Annotated in this window: 16 protein-coding genes; 14 read left to right on the top strand and 2 right to left on the bottom strand. The window is 45.0% G+C overall.

The window, feature by feature from the left end; genetic code table 11:
• Positions 1-16: 16 nt before the first annotated feature.
• The gene (locus XMG48_RS08670; protein WP_173481673.1) at positions 17-1042 is read left to right on the top strand and encodes an MBL fold metallo-hydrolase; all 1026 of its coding nucleotides are present in this window, start codon (positions 17-19) and stop codon (positions 1040-1042) included.
• On the opposite strand, the gene XMG48_RS08665 is transcribed toward XMG48_RS08670, so the two are convergent.
• The gene (locus tag XMG48_RS08665) at positions 1039-2043 is read right to left on the bottom strand and encodes an AraC family transcriptional regulator (protein WP_173481672.1); all 1005 of its coding nucleotides are present in this window, start codon (positions 2041-2043) and stop codon (positions 1039-1041) included. The genes XMG48_RS08670 and XMG48_RS08665 overlap by 4 nt on opposite strands.
• A 144-nt stretch (positions 2044-2187) precedes the next feature.
• Here XMG48_RS08665 and bktB point away from each other — a divergent pair, with 144 nt between their 5' ends.
• From bktB to XMG48_RS08620, 9 genes are all read left to right on the top strand, one after another.
• On the top strand, positions 2188-3366 hold the full coding sequence (gene bktB, locus XMG48_RS08660) for a beta-ketothiolase BktB (RefSeq protein ID WP_173481671.1): 1179 nt from the start codon (positions 2188-2190) through the stop codon (positions 3364-3366).
• 84 nt (positions 3367-3450) lie between these two features.
• Complete coding sequence (gene fadB, locus XMG48_RS08655) at positions 3451-5574, top strand: fatty acid oxidation complex subunit alpha FadB (RefSeq protein WP_173481670.1); 2124 nt, start codon at positions 3451-3453, stop codon at positions 5572-5574.
• A gap of 14 nt (positions 5575-5588) precedes the next feature.
• Positions 5589-7346, top strand: a complete 1758-nt coding sequence (locus XMG48_RS08650) for an acyl-CoA dehydrogenase (protein WP_173481669.1) — start codon at positions 5589-5591, stop codon at positions 7344-7346.
• 257 nt (positions 7347-7603) lie between these two features.
• Positions 7604-8383: an ABC transporter ATP-binding protein gene (locus XMG48_RS08645; protein ID WP_173481668.1), complete on the top strand. Its 780-nt coding sequence runs from the start codon at positions 7604-7606 to the stop codon at positions 8381-8383.
• The gene (locus XMG48_RS08640) at positions 8383-9096 is read left to right on the top strand and encodes an ABC transporter ATP-binding protein (protein WP_173481667.1); all 714 of its coding nucleotides are present in this window, start codon (positions 8383-8385) and stop codon (positions 9094-9096) included. The genes XMG48_RS08645 and XMG48_RS08640 overlap by 1 nt, the downstream gene beginning before the upstream one ends.
• 51 nt (positions 9097-9147) lie before the next feature.
• Complete coding sequence (locus tag XMG48_RS08635; RefSeq protein WP_217363841.1) at positions 9148-10353, top strand: ABC transporter substrate-binding protein; 1206 nt, start codon at positions 9148-9150, stop codon at positions 10351-10353.
• Between the two features lie 64 nt (positions 10354-10417).
• Positions 10418-11296 (top strand): branched-chain amino acid ABC transporter permease, encoded by an 879-nt coding sequence (locus tag XMG48_RS08630; RefSeq protein ID WP_173481806.1) that lies wholly within the window; start codon positions 10418-10420, stop codon positions 11294-11296.
• Between the two features lie 3 nt (positions 11297-11299).
• Positions 11300-12226: a branched-chain amino acid ABC transporter permease gene (locus XMG48_RS08625; RefSeq protein ID WP_173481666.1), complete on the top strand. Its 927-nt coding sequence runs from the start codon at positions 11300-11302 to the stop codon at positions 12224-12226.
• A gap of 71 nt (positions 12227-12297) precedes the next feature.
• Complete coding sequence (locus XMG48_RS08620; RefSeq protein WP_173481665.1) at positions 12298-12765, top strand: MaoC family dehydratase; 468 nt, start codon at positions 12298-12300, stop codon at positions 12763-12765.
• A gap of 4 nt (positions 12766-12769) precedes the next feature.
• On the opposite strand, the gene XMG48_RS08615 is transcribed toward XMG48_RS08620, so the two are convergent.
• Entirely contained in the window at positions 12770-13165 is a 396-nt protein-coding gene (locus XMG48_RS08615) for a DUF3429 domain-containing protein (protein WP_173481664.1), read from the bottom strand.
• A 309-nt stretch (positions 13166-13474) separates the two neighbouring features.
• Here XMG48_RS08615 and XMG48_RS08610 point away from each other — a divergent pair, with 309 nt between their 5' ends.
• The 4 genes from XMG48_RS08610 to XMG48_RS08595 all read left to right on the top strand — a co-directional run bounded on the left by XMG48_RS08610 (position 13475) and on the right by XMG48_RS08595 (position 16639).
• Positions 13475-14152 carry a hypothetical protein gene (locus XMG48_RS08610; RefSeq protein WP_173481663.1) on the top strand — a complete coding sequence of 226 codons (678 nt, stop codon included), beginning with the start codon at positions 13475-13477 and terminating at the stop codon, positions 14150-14152.
• A gap of 122 nt (positions 14153-14274) precedes the next feature.
• Entirely contained in the window at positions 14275-14472 is a 198-nt protein-coding gene (locus XMG48_RS08605; RefSeq protein ID WP_173481662.1) for an AlpA family transcriptional regulator, read from the top strand.
• A complete protein-coding gene (locus XMG48_RS08600) occupies positions 14472-15890 on the top strand; it encodes a phage/plasmid primase, P4 family (protein WP_173481661.1) in 1419 nt (472 codons plus the stop codon). Before XMG48_RS08605 ends, XMG48_RS08600 begins: the two co-directional genes overlap by 1 nt.
• A gap of 251 nt (positions 15891-16141) precedes the next feature.
• Positions 16142-16639 carry a hypothetical protein gene (locus XMG48_RS08595; protein WP_173481660.1) on the top strand — a complete coding sequence of 166 codons (498 nt, stop codon included), beginning with the start codon at positions 16142-16144 and terminating at the stop codon, positions 16637-16639.
• Positions 16640-17525 lie beyond the last annotated feature (886 nt).

The raw sequence follows: 17525 nt of genomic DNA, 5'->3' as shown, positions 1-17525 counted from the left end.
CGGCAAACTAGACAATATGAATTCAGTGCAATCAATACCCGAAGACAACCTACTGGGTATCCCCACAGAGGTCGCAGAAGGCATCTACCAAATTCGGTTACCTCTACCCTTTGCACTGGATCATATTAACGTTTACCTAGTGGAAGATTACGACGGGTGGATCCTTGTTGATACAGGCATAAAAAGCGAAAAGTCGCAAAAAATTCTAGAAAACATCCTAGAAAAGCTGCCTGAATCAAGACCTTTAAAGGCCGTACTAGCCACTCATGCTCATGTAGACCACATCGGTGTAGCAGGTTGGATCTGTGAAAAATGGAAAGTACCTCTTTGGGTAAGCAAACCCGAATACGATGGAATAAATCAATTTTTAGCAATGAATCCCTCTGAAGATGCTGACCTATCAAGCAGTCTCAATGAGTTTTACCATCAAGGAGGTATTCCTGAGTCTGAGTACGAGCTAATCATAAAAGGATTATTGGGTTTTCAACGGGCCTTTTATCCACTCCCAAGCAATTACGTTGAACTTGAATCAGGCACGATCACAATCAAAAACGAGACCTGGGACATTTTTGTAAATGATGGCCACACCGTAGCCCACGTATCACTGTTCAACCGAGATAGAAATATACTGATCTCAGGAGACCAGGTACTTGCCAGAATAAGCTCTAATGTAAGCGTTCGATTTGGTGATGCCAAAGGCAATCCATTAAAAACTTGGATCGATGGACTACTTGAGCTTAAAGCATTGCCATCTAGTACACTCGTGCTGCCTTCCCATGAAAAATCTATGACCAATCTTTCAGCTCGAATCGATGAGCTAGTCAACGGTTATCTTGAAAACGCAAACAAAATCACTCGCTTTTGTAAAACACCAAGTACCGTTGAAGAGCTGTTAAGAGCACTGTTTCCTCGCGGTCTTTCTCCGTTCGAACACCACCTTGCTTATGGAGAAACGAGGTCATACATCAACTATCAAATTGCACAGCAGAAACTTGAAGTGATTGGTGGTGAGAGCGACATTCCTCTATACGTTGCCATTTAACTTTTAGCTCTAAACGTATGCGGCGAAACGCCAGTCCAGTTCTTGAACGCCCTAGAGAATGAAGGCGCGTCAGAAAAGCCAAGCATTATTGAAATGTTTTGGATTGAGTATTTTTTCTGGCCAAGTAGTGTAATTGCTTGATCCAGCCTCACGCGATCTTTAATGGATTGGAAACTACTCTTTTCATCCGCAAGTTTGCGTCTTAAAGTTCGGGAAGTTAGGTACAGCCCTTTCGCCAAATTCTCAATTGATGCATCAGCAAACCCAACCCGCACCAAATAGTCATAGGTTTTTTTAGTAAATGTTTGCTGATACGCCTGCTTTGTAAACCAGTCGTACGGTAAGCGCCTTATGTATTGATCCAAACTACCTTCATCTTGAACGATAGGAAGTGACATCTGACTGCGCTTAAAAACCAAAGCATTAGCGGTTTTATTAAACACAACTGGACAGGGGTACATGAGCTGATATTCAGAAAAATACTGCTGTTCCGAAAATGCAAATTCAATAACTTTAAGATTTATTGTTTTCCCGACTAACCAACTACCAAATCGATGCCAAACCATCAGATAAAACTCCTCTAAAGTGTGACCAGTGTAGTGGTCACTTGGATCGACTTTCAGTGTTAGGCGCACCCACTCAGCATCCTCCTCTATATCCAGTTTCATTGCGCTACTAGTAAGCACATAAAAGTCACATAAATATCGCAATAAAGAGCCAAGATCAGGTAAGTGAACGGCGTGTTTAGCCATTAGCATGAACAAGCCAAACCTGGCTTTTTTATTGGCCATTCCCATAAACTCATCATCCATGGAACGCCAAATAGACAAAATAAAACGGGAAAATTGCGTTGGCGTAACACGTGACAACCGACTAGTAAGAAGACGGGGATTTATACCCGCCTTACTGAGTAACATTGGCACATCAATACTCGTATCATCCAAAGCGCTTATCAATTCATGAACGAAGTGAATGGAGATAGTTTGCTGAACAGATTTCATGCTTTTTCTATTCCGTAATAAGTGAGCAATTATTTTATATAAGCATGTCCGTTTTTGCTAATTTATGATCTGTTTTTGCAATTCTAACCCCTATTAACATCCGTAAAATGTGTCCTTTGTAACAATTCAAAGTCGGAGTTTTTCATGCAAGAAGTAGTTTTTCTAAGCGCTGCCCGTACAGCTATCGGTACCTTTGGCGGCTCTTTTAAGGATCAAGCACCAACACAACTTGGGGCACTTGTGATAAACGAAGCGATTAAACGCGCTGGCGTAGAAAGCTCTGACATCGAACAGGCTGTCATAGGAAATGTGACCCATAGTGAAGCTGCAGATATGTACATGTCGCGCGTGGCTGCTATCGGCGCAGGCATCCCAGAAACAACACCTGCACTAACAGTAAACCGCCTTTGCGGTAGTGGATTACAGGCAATTCTAACTGCAGCCCAACAGATTCAATTAGGCATTTGCAAAACAGTGGTCGCTGGCGGTGCCGAATCGATGAGCCGAGTTCCATACCACCTTCCTTCGGCACGTTTTGGACAACGTATGGGGGATGGAATAATGGTTGATGCAATGGTGGGAGCACTCACCTGTCCCATCAATAAAGTACACATGGGTGTCACTGCAGAGAATCTTGCAGAAAAATACAACATCTCCCGTGAAGAGCAGGATCAACTGGCAGTCACAAGCCATAATCGAGCTCAGAAGGCGATAGAAAATGGCTTCTTCAAAGAGCAGATCGTACCGGTAACATTGAAAACCCGTAAAGGTGAACAACTATTCGATACCGATGAGCATGTTCGCCACAACTGCGCATTAACTGACATGAGCAATTTAAAACCTGTATTTAAACGTGAGGGTACGGTAACTGCAGGTAATGCATCGGGACTGAATGATGCGGCAGCTGCTGTAGTCATGATGTCTGCAGAAGAGGCTCAGCGTCGCAACCTAAAACCGATGGCACGACTGGTCGATTACAGCGTTGCTGGTGTAGACCCAGCCTACATGGGAATTGGTCCAGTGCCTGCGATTCAACAGATCCTTGCGCGCCAGAACCTTTCTGTAGATGACATCGATCTATATGAAGTCAATGAAGCCTTTGCAGCACAGGCTTTGGCTGTTGCTAAAGAGCTAAAACTACCTATGGATCGTCTAAATCCAAACGGAAGCGGGATATCTCTAGGACACCCAATTGGTGCGACGGGCGCCATCATCACGACAAAAGCACTTTACGAACTTGAGCGCACCCAAGGCCGCTTTGCAATCATTAGCCTATGTATCGGTGGCGGCCAAGGAATAGCTGCACTAATAGAACGAACTTAATCAATTTTCGCTCGACACTATCACCCTTGAAGTGTCTTTAGGCGGGTGAATTTCACCCGCCATTTTTTATAAGGTAAAAGAACGATGTATACAGGCGAACATATCCAAGTTATTCAACGCAAAGACTCTATAATTGAGCTTGTCATCAACTCGAATAATGCAAGTGTAAACACATTAAGCGCCGCTGTTTTATCTGAACTGAAAACTGCGATTCAAACGATCAAATCTGAAAGCAGTGCGCTGGGCTTAATTATTCGCAGCAGTAAATCTTCCTTTGTTGTAGGTGCAAATATACTTGAGCTAATCGAGCTACAGAAACAGCCGAAGGCTGCAATACTTGAGATGCTTGACGAAACCCATGCCCTTTTTAATTCAATTGAAAACCTGCCATTCCCAACAGTCAGTATCATTAACGGCATGGCGCTGGGCGGTGGTTTAGAGATCGCTTTAACTACCGATTTTCGTGTAGCTACCCAGGACGCACTTATTGGTCTACCCGAAATTACTCTAGGTCTCTGCCCAGGCTGGGGTGGAAATATTCGAGTTGCTCGATTAGCTGGAGCAGACAAGGCTTTTGAGATGATCCTATCTGGCAGACCATTAAAGGCAGATAAAGCCCGTGAGATAGGATTAGTTGATGCGATTGTTGATGATGCGGGAATTGAAACCGCCAACTCACTAATCTTAAGCAGCAACAAGCAAAAGACAGAGAGTCAACGTCTGCGTAAACACCTAGCATCAGAACAAACCAGTGAAGCCATCAAAGCTGCAGCTCTAAATAAATTTGGATCCCAGTTGGATGCAAATACACCCGCTGCAAATGAGATCATCGAACTAATCAGTAACACAGCTCAATTAGACTTCACTTCAGCACTCGAGGCTGAGGCTCAGTGCTTTGCAACTTTGATGCAATCCGATGCCGGCAAGGCATTAAGCGGCCTCTTTGCGAGTGATCAATTCATTAAAACTCAAGCTAAACGTTTTGCGAAAGCAGGCGGTTCTGTAAGCAAGGGTGCAGTTATTGGCGCCGGCGTCATGGGCGGTGGTATTGCATACCAGTCTGCAATCAGCGGCATTCCGGTTGAGATGAAAGACATCAACGAACCTGCATTAGATCTCGGTGTTTCGACAGCAACCGTACTACTCGATCGCCAAATTAAGAAGGGTAAGCTATCCGAAGCACAGAAGATTGAAACACTCACTAAAATCAATCCAACGCTCGATTACGAAGGCTTTGGTGATGTCGATATGGTTGTTGAAGCTGTGGTCGAAAATCCAAAAGTTAAAGCGATGGTATTGAGTGATGTAGAGAGTGTGTTAAGGGATGACGCTGTACTCTCTTCGAATACATCAACCATCTCAATTACAAGCTTGGCAGAATCGCTTAAGCGTCCAGAGCAATTTTGCGGTATGCACTTTTTCAATCCCGTACATGCGATGCCTCTAGTTGAAGTTATTCGCGGCAAAAAAACCAGCGAAGCAACAGTTGCTCGTGCAGTAAATTACGCACTCGCCATGGGTAAGAAACCTATTGTTGTAAATGATTGTCCAGGCTTTCTAGTTAACCGAATTCTATTTCCCTACTTCAATGCATTTAACCGCCTACTTCTAGATGGCGCAGATTTCGAGCAGATTGATCGTGTAATGGAGACGTTCGGCTGGCCGATGGGACCTGCTTACCTTGCCGATGTTGTTGGCATCGATGTGTTAGTACATGCTGATCAGGTTCTACAGCAAGGCTTCCCTGATCGCATGGGGCATGACGGTACTGTAATTGCTGAGTCGTTGCTTGCAAAAGGTGAGCTAGGACAGAAGAGTGGCTCAGGCTTCTATAGTTATGGCAAAGATGAAAATGGTAATCGTTTCAAACGTCCAGCAGAAAGCACGCTTACGCTCATTTCAGAGCATGCATCGGATCAGCGCAGCTTTACCGATCAAGAGATCATTGATCGCCTCATGATTCCTTTGTGCATGGAAACCGTTCGCTGCTTAGAAGATGGAATCGTCTCATCTGCAGCCGAAGCAGATATGGGTTTAATACTCGGACTAGGCTTTCCAAAATTCCGAGGCGGTGCGCTACGTTATATCGACCTAGTAGGCATTAAAGAGTTCCAAGCAAAGGTAGTGCAATATGCCTCGCTAGGCGCGCTATACCAAACAACTGAAAGCTTCATCGCTCGCGCGACCGAAAACAGAACATTTTACTAATAGGAGTATTATCCATGAGTGACTACCAACACCCACAAGATGATGCACTTTTCGTACTCAATGAAGTGATTGGGTTTGATCAGCTTTGCAATACGATTGGCGCTGAAGAGTGCAACTCCGAATTAGGCGCTATAGTTTTAAACGAAGCAGGAAAACTAGGCAGCCAACTATTGGCACCATTAAACTCTATTGGTGATAAAAACCCACCAAAACTGGACTCTAACGGCGTCCAAGAGACAGCGGGATATAAAGAGGCGTATGCACAATTTGTAGAAGGCGGATGGAACGGCCTCACCTCTAAAGAGGAGTACATGGGTCAAAATCTACCCAATGTATTAGGTACCGCTGTGAACGAAATTTGGCAGAGCGCCAATCTAGCATTTGCACTTTGCCCTCTACTAAACCAGGGTGCTGTTGCAGCAGTAACAGAACACGCTTCCGAAGAACTTAAAGCAGAGTTCCTAGAAAAAATGGTTACAGGTGAGTGGACGGGCACCATGAACCTTACAGAACCAGATGCAGGTTCAGATCTGGCTGCCATTCGATCAACAGCAACACCTATGGGCGATCACTACCTAGTTAAAGGTCAAAAAATCTTCATCACCTGGGGCGATCACCAGATGACAGATAATATTGTCCACTTGGTATTAGCACGCCTTCCAGATGCTCCAGCAGGCGTAAAAGGGATTTCACTATTCTTAGTGCCTAAGTTTCTTAAAGACGCGTCGGGTAATTACACACAACGAAATGATGCACATGCCATAGCCCTTGAGCACAAGCTAGGCATCCACTCTAGTCCAACTTGTGTCATGAGTTTTGGTGATCAGGGCGGCGCAGTGGGTTACCTAATTGGGGAAGCAAACAAAGGCTTAGCGTACATGTTCACAATGATGAATCACGCTCGCCAATCTGTCGGATTACAGGGCCTTTCAATCGCTGAGCGCGCTCGCCAACAATCTGTTAGCTATGCCCGCGATCGTATCCAAGGCCGCTCAAAAAATGGCGACAAACTTGCCATCATCGAATTTCCTGATGTTCGTCGCATGCTTCTGATGCAAAGAGCTGCAACTGAGGCGATGCGCGCATTTGTCCTTGAAGCAGCTGCAGAGATTGATCGTGCACACCACGACGCGGACAACATAGAAGCCCAAAAGCGCGTTGAACTATACACACCTATTGTTAAAGGCTGGATGACTGAACTTGCCCAGGAGGTATGCTCACTTAATGTGCAGATTCATGGCGGCATGGGCTTCATTGAAGAGACAGGTGCCGCGCAACACTTTAGAGATGCACGAATTCTTCCAATATACGAAGGAACAACTGGAATCCAGGCGCTTGATTTAGTGGGACGCAAAACGCTTCTAGATCAGGGCGCTACAGTGAACAACTTCCTAGCAGAAGTGTTAAATACAGCACAAGAAACTGCCCAAGTTGAGGGTTTATCTGTAATCGGGGAAGCGCTTGCCAACTCAGTGAAAGAGGCTCAAGCCGCTGTAAAAGCTATAACAGCATCAGATCTAAACCAGGGTGCGGCCGTTAGCTTCGATTACCTCATGGGCATGGGTTACCTTTGCGGCGGGTGGATGCTTGCGCGCTCGGCTACGGCAGCAAAAACGAGCTCAACCGACAGCTATTCTAGCGACTTTATTGCAGCTAAGTTAGCTACCGCTCAATTCTACATAGAGTATCTACTTCCACGTGCTCAAACCCACCTAGGTCTGGCACAAAAAGGTCTTAACTCCCTATTTAAGTTCGAAATCAGTCAATTTTAAATTTCAGACTTAAATCTTTTGCCCTGTCACAGCAGGGCATTTTTTTGTCTAAAAAGCGCTCTAATACCAATGGATAATATTATCTAAGCATCTGAAAAATATGCATTTATTTAAATTGTGTCACAAATGTTGAAAAGACCGCCCCGCAAAACACAATTCGTCGCATTCTCTTAATAGTTACGACAAGCTTACTACTTAACCTTGGATGAAAAGCTAGAACCACTAAATGAAGTGGAAACCAAGGGATAATAAAAGTAATGGCTTCAAATCAGTCAGAATTCATTCTCCAGACCAAAAATTTGACGAAAGAGTTTAAAGGCTTTACCGCCGTCTCTGATGTTAACTTGAATGTTAAACGCGGCAATATCCACGCGCTTATTGGTCCAAACGGAGCAGGTAAAACCACAGTATTCAACCTGCTGACTAAGTTCCTTCAGCCAACTTCGGGCGTCATTACATTCAATGGGCATGACATTACTCGAAAAGAGCCAGCTGAGATTGCGCGAATGGGTATTATCCGCTCATTCCAAATCTCTGCAGTTTTTCCACACCTGACGGTACTTGAGAATGTCCGTGTTGCTTTGCAGCGTAAAGAGGGGCACAGCATGCACTTCTGGCGCTCAGAAAAAATTCTTAACGGCCTTAATGACCGTTGCATGGAACTACTGGAATCAGTAGGTCTTAAAGAGTTTGCAAACACAGTTACGACTGACCTGGCATACGGCCGTAAACGCGCCCTAGAAATTGCCACAACACTCGCACTAGATCCTGAATTGATGCTCCTTGATGAACCAACTCAGGGTATGGGACATGAGGATGTTGGTCGCACTACGGATCTAATCAAACAGGTAAGCAAAAATCGCACGATTCTTATGGTTGAACATAACCTCAAGGTAGTTTCGACCCTAGCCGATCAAATAACCGTTCTGCAACGCGGCCAGATCCTTACAGAGGGTAATTACGCAACTGTATCTGCAGATCCACAAGTTCGCGAAGCCTACATGGGCCGCGAAGCAGATGCAGCAGGAGCACACTAATGAGCCATAGTCATCGAGAAAAGATTCGCATTAGCAACCTTCACGCTTACTACGGTGAAAGTCACATCCTGCACGGTATCGACCTTCATGTTATGGAGGGAGAGCTTGTCACCCTGTTAGGGCGCAATGGTTCAGGGCGCTCTACAACCTTAAAAGCGATCATGAACCTGGTAGGCAAACGTAGCGGTCAGATCGTCATTAATGGCAATGAAACCATCAACATGGCTTCACACCGCATTGCCCATTTGGGACTTGGCTACTGTCCCGAAGAGCGTGGCATCTTCGCAAGCTTGAACGTAGAGGAAAATTTGATGCTTCCTCCAAATGTTCGCTCTGGCGGGATGAGCGTCGATGAAATTTTTGAGATGTTCCCTAACCTATATGAGCGCCGAATGAGTCAGGGCACGCGCTTATCAGGTGGTGAGCAGCAGATGCTTGCGCTTGCTCGCATTCTAAGAACAGGTGCCAACATCCTTCTACTTGATGAAATCACTGAAGGTCTTGCACCGGTTATTAACGACAAACTTGCCGATGTTCTTGTACAGCTTAAAGAGCGCGGCTTAACAATTTTGCTTGTTGAACAAAACTTCCGCTTTGCGGCTCCGATAGCTGACCGTCACTACGTGATGGAGCACGGACACATAGTTGAAGAGATTCAAGCAGATGAATTGGAAGCAAAAACAGAGCTTCTAAACAGCTACCTAGGCGTCTAATTAAACAGCCGAAGATAGTCAGATAACAAAAAAATCCAATGTGGAGAAAAGATGATGCGTAAAACACTACTCGCTTCAATGATCGCAGCTAGCATGGCAGCAACAGCGACTGCAGCAACTGTAGACGGCAAAGTTAAAATCGGTGTAATTGGCGACATGGGCGGCATATACGCTGACGTTGGCGGCAAGGGTATGACCGAAGCTACTCAGATGGCTATCGATGATTTCGGTGGCAAAGTTCTTGGTCAGCCAATCGAACTTGTTTCAGCAGATTCACAGCTTAAGCCAGACGTTGCCTCTTCAATCGTTCGTAAGTGGGTTGAAGACGAAGGCGTAGACACCATCGGCGGCCTAGTATCTTCAGCTGTAACAGGCGCTGTAACTCAGGTGACTTCTGCGAACAAAAACATCGCACTGATCACTGGTTCAGCTTCACACTCTTTCACAGCTAAAGCAGGTGTTTGTTCTCCATACATCGCTCACTGGACATACAACGTAGCAGCTCTTGCAAACGGTACTGTTAAGAACATGGTTGCTGCAGGCAAGAAGAAGTGGTTCTTCATCACTGCTGACTACTCTTTCGGCCACGCGCTTGAAGGTGTTTCTAGCGGCGTAATCAAAGCGAACGGCGGTGAAGTAGTAGGTGCAGTTCGTGCTCCACTAGGTACAACAGACTTCTCTTCTTACGTACTACAGGCTCAGGCTTCTGGCGCTGAAGTTGTAGCACTTGCTAACGCAGGTAACGACACAACTAACGCTCTAAGAGCTGCTATCGAGTTCGGTCTAACAGAACAGTCTGATATCGCAGGTCTGCTTGTTTTCGCAACAGATACTAAAGCGATGGACGGCAATGTTGCTAAAGGCATGCGTCTAACAACTGGTTTCTACTGGGATATGGACGAGCAGACTCGTGAATGGAGCAACCGCTTCAAAGCGATCCACGGCTCAATCCCAACAATGGTTCACGCAGGTGCTTATTCAGCAACTATGAACTACCTGAAAGCTGTTGAAGCAGCAGGTACCGACGATGCTGACGCTGTTATGGCTAAGATGAAGTCTGCTAACCCAACTGACTTCTTCGCTCGTAACGCGTCTCTACGTGGCGACGGTCGTATGGTTCACGACATGCTTCTAGTAGAGATCAAAGATCCTGCAAACCGTAAATCTGAAGATGACATCTACGACATCGTAAAAGTTATCCCAGGTAACGAAGCTTACAACCCAATGAACCCAGAGTGTGATTTCTCTGCTAAGTAATTGCGGTTAAATAAAGGGGGAGTGCTTGGCGCTCCCCATCTTTCAGTTTGAGATCGGTAATAGCATGTTCGATATCAATATTATGGCGTTAAGCGGGCAACTGCTGGTAGGACTGATAAACGGTTCTTTCTACGCCCTTTTAAGTTTAGGTCTTGCCATCATTTTTGGTCTGTTGCGAATCATCAACTTCGCTCAGGGCGCAATGTATATGCTTGGTGCTTTTGCTGCGCTATTAGCATTCAAATGGACCGGTTTGAATTACTGGGCAGCACTTGTTGTCGTGCCAGTAACTGTCGGTGTATTGGGCATACTTATCGAACGTTTCTTAATCCGTCCGATCGCTAATTTAGACCATCTATACAGTCTACTTTTAACCTTCGGTATCGCTCTCATGCTGCAGGGTACTTTTACCCACATATTCGGTTCATCTGGTCAGGGCTACCCTGTGCCAGCTGAACTAAAAGGCGGTATTAAACTACCGTTCATGTACCTGCCTACTTACCGCGCTTGGATCATTGTTGCATCAGTTGTGGTCTGCCTAGGCACCTGGTTCATGATTGAAAAGACCAAACTTGGAGCTTACCTTCGCGCAGGTACTGAGAACCCTAAACTCCTTCAAGCCTTTGGTATTAACGTACCCTTGATGGTCACACTAACCTTTGGTTTTGGTGTGGCTCTAGCTGGTTTAGCCGGTGTTCTTGCAGCACCTGTCTACTCTGTATCACCGGATATGGGCTCTAGCATTTTGATTATTGTATTTGCCATCGTAGTCATTGGTGGCATGGGCTCCATCGGTGGCGCTATCGCTACCGGTTTAGGCATGGGGGTTGTTGAAGGTCTAACTAAATACTTCTACCCAGAAGCATCCACTACAGTCATTTTTGTTGTGATGATGCTGGTTCTGATGTTTAAACCTGCTGGTTTATTTGGAAAAGAGGCATAACAGATGAATACCAATATTCGAAATCTAATTATTGCCGTAGTAGTGCTTGGCGTGGCGCCCTACCTACTCTACCCAGTTTTTTTGGCTAAACTTCTCTGCTTTGCGCTATTTGCAGCCGCATTCAATCTACTTCTTGGTTATGCTGGCATCCTCTCTTTTGGCCACGCAGCCTTCCTAAGTACCGGCGGCTACATTACCGGATGGGCGATGATGAATCTTGGCGTATCAACTGAGATTGGTATTCTTATGGGTACCCTAGCTGGCGCACTACTTGGGGCAATTTACGGCAAATTGGCAATCAAGCGCGAAGGCATCTACTTTGCAATGGTTACCCTTGCTCTCGCTCAGTTAACCTTCTTCGTATACCTGCAATCTGATTTCACAGGTGGCGAGAACGGCATGCAGGGCATTCCCCGCGGTAACCTCTTTGGCCTCATCGACCTTACAGATAATGTCGCGATGTACTACACGGTCGCTGTCATCTTCCTGATTGGGTTTGCGATCATTCAGCGTACTGTGCACTCGCCTTTTGGCCAGGTTCTTAAAGCTATCCGCGAGAACGAGCCACGTGCAATCTCTCTGGGATACAACGTTAACAACTACAAGTGGCTGGCATTTATTATCTCATCTGCACTTGCAGCACTAGCGGGTTCAACCAAGACTATTGTCTTCAACCTAGCGTCACTTACCGATGCTCACTGGCACATGTCGGGTGAAGTTATCCTGATGACTCTAGTTGGTGGTGTAGGCACTCTCATGGGACCAGTGGTGGGGGCAGGTGTCATAGTAACAATGCAAAACTACCTATCTACAGGCGACCTAGGTAACTACATTCACATCATTATGGGTGCGGTGTTTGTTATCTGTGTACTTGCATTCCGCGCAGGTATTGTTGGCCAATTCAAAAAATTCAAAGAGCGTAACTTCTAACAATTTAAGTTACTCTCACAAGGGCTGACATTTTGTCGGCCTTTTTTATCTATTAAGACTAGGATATATCAATGCTCTACCTTGAAGACCTGAATGCCGGAGATAGATTTGAGAGTGAAAGCTATGAGATCACTGATGAAAATATCGTAGCCTTTGCTGAGCACTATGACCCACAACCCTTCCATCTATCAGATGAATCTGCGCAGGACTCCTTCTTTGAGAGCCTTGCAGCAAGTGGCTGGCAGGTGGGTTCTATCACTATGCGTCTGATTGCCAAATCCTTGCCGATTGCCTCAGGGGTTATTGGTGGTGGAGTCACCCTTCGCTGGCTAACACCAACGCGTCCTGGAGATGTACTACACGTTGAGACAGAAATTTTAGAGGTGATCCCTTCGAAGTCGAAACCAGATCGCGGTGTGGTGAAGATTCATGCTAAAACCATCAACCAGCATGGGGAAACACGCCAAACATTTGATAGCTCGCTATTGGTATTTCGCACCAGCGCGGGAGTGAAAGGCGGAATTTTCGCTCCAAAATAGTCAACTAATTTAAATGAGCAATCAACCAGATGTGGCATAGCGAAACGACCACCGTTAGATGAGTTCTCAATCTCCGATAATCGCCATCTTCAATCTGAGTATGATCCCAGGCCCACCAAACCAAAAAGGCAATTAACCCAACCCACAAACCTAAATAGAGGGGGAGTAAAAGTGCCAACCAGGCTAAAAGTGAAGGGAGCATGCAAATGGCCAAACGAGCATCAGAAGCAAAGTTGCTATCCCGCATAGCAACTCCCCAGTGAATCCCTCCTAAAAACGAGAGGATCACAGCGGAATAACTCATAAAAGCCGATACAGACGCTGCATCTTCAAACTGAAAAGCCAATCCGACGAAAGGGATCAACCCGGCATAACCCAGACGGTGTGCTAACTTAATCACGCGAAATACTCTTAACTGTTTCTATGAGTTACGCAGCTGTCGGTATTCAGGATCTTATTCGATATTCTGTATCTGAATATAGAATAATAAATTAAAATACATATATATCGGCAACTTAATAAAATACGATTCGTATTTTTTAGTTTTTACCCACCATTTAACCCACCAACAGGATTGCCGTTACCAATCCATTGAGTTACAACTAGTGTCATACAATAGAATACCAATTCGCCTACAACCGCACCAAGCACCTAGCACAAAGAACTGAGATGATGCAGCGCTGGGCTGACTATTTGGATGAATTAAAAAATGCAGCTAGATGATTTAACACCTCTCGCAGTCTACTGTGAAAAAGAAAAGCTGATCTACCGCCAAGTTCTGGCTAAAGCTTTAGCTGGCAAAGTTGAGCTTTACTATGTTTTCGATCGTTGGGCCGAAGTCACTTACGTACTCGAAGAGGACTTCTGCAACGGCACTGTAACTGATAAAAACTTCCGCGAGGCACCTAGCTTTATTGAGCATGCGTACAACATTTGCGATTTCATTCTACTCACCGATGGTTATCTGAAAGGCTTATGGAAAGCCGAAAATGAAGGCAACAACAGACTCTACTTTGAAGAGCTTTTTGATCTTGGCACCCCAGACGGTTATGTACTGACGAGTTTAAATCGTGAAGCCGATGATGAGGCCATCACTGACAATCTATTTATCAATCCAAACCCATCTACTTCCAATGCTAATGACCGCGCCCCAGGGATTGCACCAGAAAAACCCTCTACAACTGCATTAAAGGTTATTGGTTTGCTAATGCATCATCTGGCTAAAAGCCCCAAATACGCTTCAGGCACAACCCCCAATAAGAGCCAAATTAAAGAGCTGTTATTAGAACTAGCCGTTGAACTGGATATTAACAATTACGGCCTTAGCAAAGTCGATGAACGCCTTTTAGCTGAAGCCATGAAGTACCTGGAGACACAAAAGAACTAATTAGGAAATTCCCCACCTGGGGAATCCTCTTCCCCCACCTGTGAGGGAGCAAAACCCTCGATTTCTTTTAATCAAACCTCGCCAAGACGGCGAGCAAATTAACTGATTAAAGGAAACACAAAATGAAAACTACACTTCTCAAATTAACAGACGTAATTGCCGCTACTGGCCTATCACGTTCGTACATCTACCATCTTGCTAAACAAGGTGCATTCCCTAAACCAATCAAACTTAGCGAACGCTCAAGCGCTTGGGTGCAATCAGAATTAGAAGCATGGATTGATAGCCGCATCGCCCTTCGTAATCAGGAGGTAGCGTAATGAACTCTCTAAACACTAACATTATCGCAACCAAAGCGGATCTCGAACTAGCAGACCACAATCAGACTGAAATGCTAGAAGGCAAACATGACTCAATGATCGCAGAACTGATCATCAAAGAGCATGGCGAAAACATTGTCTTCGATAACAGCAAAAAACAATGGCGTGTCTTTAGTAATGGAGCCTGGATTGGGGCTGAAGATGCACGACGAATGCTTATAGCCTTCCACAAGGAGATCATCTCTAACATTGCTGATTACAAGTACCCGCATCTGAACATTGTGGATGAGAAATGGCTTACCAGCGCGATGAACACCAGCAAGATCGCCGCTGTACGCAAAATAGTTGAAGAGGAAAAAGCACTTAGTATGGATAAGCTAGATGCTGACCACAATCTGATTGGCATTCAAGATCGGGTGTACGACATTGCTGAAGGCTCGAGTAGACCAGCCCTCGCTAGTGATCTTGTCATGAAGTCACTAGGTACAAGCTTCGATCCTGACGCCAAATGCCCTAAATGGGAAAGCTTCCTAAAGACAGCAATGCAAGGTGATCAAGAGATGATCAACTATCTACAATGTCTTGTTGGGTACTTCTTAACTGCCAGTACTCAAGAGCAGGAGATCTACTACTTATACGGAACCGGCGCTAACGGAAAATCGACATTCCTTGACCTAGTTAAGACTCTACTTGGCAATTACGGCGTTAAGCTATCCTCTGACAGTTTCATGAAGAAGCGCAGTGGAACGCTTAACCTAGGCGCTCAAGCAAGCCTGGCAATGCTCGCTGGGGCTCGACTTGCCATAACAGATGAAACTGGTGAAAACGCAACATTTGATGCACAAATGCTGAAATCCATCTCAGGTGATGATGAGGTAACAGGACGCTTCCTACGTTCAAACCCGATCACGTTCAAATCAACTACCAAAGTGGTTATGTACGGTAATGACAAACCACACGCTAATATGAATGACGAAGGCTTCTGGCGCCGATTCCGATACATTAAGTTCGAACACGTCGTACCTAAAGCAGATCGAAATCCCAACCTCCTTGCGGAGCTCAAGAATGAGTTACCAGGCATTCTTAACTGGGCCCTTAAAGGGTTGTCAGAATGGCAAGAAAATGGTCTACAAACACCCCAGAAGATCTTGAAAGACGGAAACGACTACAGAGAGAGTCAAGATACAGTATCCGACTTTTTAAAGAGAAACACTCAAGAGAAGCTAGGTAGCAGACTGCCGATCAAACAACTCTTCGACCGTTACAACGAGTGGTGCGAAACCAACCTTAAACCCGCTGAGTCCAAACAAGGCTTTAGCAAGCGAGCACGTTGGTACTTCGAGACCTATATGAAAGGCAAAGTTAAAGATTTCCGAACTAACAAAGATCGAGGCTATGAGGGTGTTCAACTCTGCTAAGAGTTGGATCTAGGTGACAGGTGTGACACGAGTGACACGAGTGACAGCAATTTACAGTTAACTTTTTTGTGAAGTACAAGCTGGAAATTGCCGCCACTCCACCTACAGCCGACACCATCTAAATGCAGCCTTTATTTATTATTTAAATAACATATAAAAAGCCTTTTATAACAATGGTTTAAATCTATTTTCACATATCAAATCAATCGATTTTTATTCTTAAAATCGATTGCAACCATAGGATTTTAAAAATGACCACAATTACCGAACTTGGGCAGAACATCAAAGAACTAAAATCTAACGAACGCGTAAACGTTCAGATTAGCAAACAAACGAACGATAACTTGCCTCCCTACCTTATTGTAGGCAATGGAAGATCAAGCAAAGAGTATCCGGAACATATAGTGATAGATACCTTTAGAGTAATGAGTAATTTGAGCCCGGACCTCAGATGGCTCTTCATCAACTTAAAAGACATCTTGGTAACTCAAAATATCAATAACAGTTACCCAAAACGAAGGGTAGAGAATCCAAACTTAATCATCCTAGAGAAGAATCAAGACAACGAGCTGCACAAGAGTATAAAAAAGAAGATGAGTGAAAACGGCAATCGCAGGAAACTAGAGGAGCAAGGGGTACTGAAGCAAGTAAAGCCAGGTACTTACATGCTCAATCCACATATGTTTATACCATCTGAAGACTTTAAAAGAATTGCACAGATATGGAAGGACATGCCAACTAAATCATAACCCTCACACCCCTAGTGGTCAGATTTACCCCGTGTCGTTGCGTCGGAACTAGAAGCACCCGAGCGAAGCGAAGTGCTTCGATGTTCCGTAAGCAAAAGACTAAGGGGTAAAGATGACGAAGCCTCGGCAGAGGCTGAGAACGTTCTTATGGCTACGCCATCATTCTAAAGAAATCAAAAACACTCCCCTAGTTCCTGTTCATAAAACTAGGGAGTAAATATCTGATGCCGAGCAAGCACTATTTTTAATGGTGCTTGTGAAGGTATCCAGCAAGCGTAGCGCGGTAGCTAGGTGTGATTCATCCCCTAGTTCACAGATTCATGCCAACTCGTAAACCTCAGCCATTTGATATGCGTATGGGGGGGTATGTGTAGTAAATATATTTTTTCTATAAGTAATACCTCCAGAATAAACGCGAGCAATTTGCCGTATAGCGGTTCTGGTTGGCACTGAAGGGGAACTAGGGAGTAATGGTTAGCGAGTATGTTCCGGGGCATATCCCCTAGTTTTGATAACAGTCCTGCATTAATAGTCAGGCAAGATCGTTCCATTTTTCTATAAGAAAAAATTAAAACAAAACTAAACTTAAGAACAAGGAAGTAAGGCTGCCCATCTCGTTACTGAGCGCTGGGGCAGTAGCTGAGTTAGCGAAGCGACACGAAGCTACGTCACTCCATAAGCGCGAAGTATAAGAGATGATGACACTCCGTTAGGAGTGGTAAACGTCGATTGAGGGGTGGCTAGTTCAGTGGCTGTTACCGGCACATAGCAGTCGTTTACAGCTGCGAATTAAATCAGAATCTAGCCAATTAAAACATTGGCAAGCCCCGAATCGCCTTAGATGCTTGAAAGTTGATCAAGTAACACCTTATATGATTCGTTTTCA

The organism is Marinobacterium sp. xm-g-48, from assembly GCF_013282925.1.
GTDB lineage: Bacteria > Pseudomonadota > Gammaproteobacteria > Pseudomonadales > Balneatricaceae > Marinobacterium_E.
The sequence above is the reverse complement of the archived record's forward strand: the minus strand, read 5'-3'. Positions and strand labels throughout refer to the sequence as shown.

Coding starts and splice junctions, on each gene's coding strand:
- XMG48_RS08665 (WP_173481672.1), bottom strand. CDS start 2,043: ATGAAATCTGTTCAGCAAACTATCTCCATTCACTTCGTTCATGAATTG.
- XMG48_RS08600 (WP_173481661.1), top strand. CDS start 14,472: ATGAACTCTCTAAACACTAACATTATCGCAACCAAAGCGGATCTCGAA.
- XMG48_RS08645 (WP_173481668.1), top strand. CDS start 7,604: ATGGCTTCAAATCAGTCAGAATTCATTCTCCAGACCAAAAATTTGACG.
- XMG48_RS08650 (WP_173481669.1), top strand. CDS start 5,589: ATGAGTGACTACCAACACCCACAAGATGATGCACTTTTCGTACTCAAT.
- XMG48_RS08640 (WP_173481667.1), top strand. CDS start 8,383: ATGAGCCATAGTCATCGAGAAAAGATTCGCATTAGCAACCTTCACGCT.
- bktB (WP_173481671.1), top strand. CDS start 2,188: ATGCAAGAAGTAGTTTTTCTAAGCGCTGCCCGTACAGCTATCGGTACC.
- XMG48_RS08620 (WP_173481665.1), top strand. CDS start 12,298: ATGCTCTACCTTGAAGACCTGAATGCCGGAGATAGATTTGAGAGTGAA.
- XMG48_RS08630 (WP_173481806.1), top strand. CDS start 10,418: ATGTTCGATATCAATATTATGGCGTTAAGCGGGCAACTGCTGGTAGGA.
- fadB (WP_173481670.1), top strand. CDS start 3,451: ATGTATACAGGCGAACATATCCAAGTTATTCAACGCAAAGACTCTATA.
- XMG48_RS08605 (WP_173481662.1), top strand. CDS start 14,275: ATGAAAACTACACTTCTCAAATTAACAGACGTAATTGCCGCTACTGGC.
- XMG48_RS08625 (WP_173481666.1), top strand. CDS start 11,300: ATGAATACCAATATTCGAAATCTAATTATTGCCGTAGTAGTGCTTGGC.
- XMG48_RS08635 (WP_217363841.1), top strand. CDS start 9,148: ATGATGCGTAAAACACTACTCGCTTCAATGATCGCAGCTAGCATGGCA.
- XMG48_RS08595 (WP_173481660.1), top strand. CDS start 16,142: ATGACCACAATTACCGAACTTGGGCAGAACATCAAAGAACTAAAATCT.
- XMG48_RS08610 (WP_173481663.1), top strand. CDS start 13,475: ATGCAGCTAGATGATTTAACACCTCTCGCAGTCTACTGTGAAAAAGAA.
- XMG48_RS08670 (WP_173481673.1), top strand. CDS start 17: ATGAATTCAGTGCAATCAATACCCGAAGACAACCTACTGGGTATCCCC.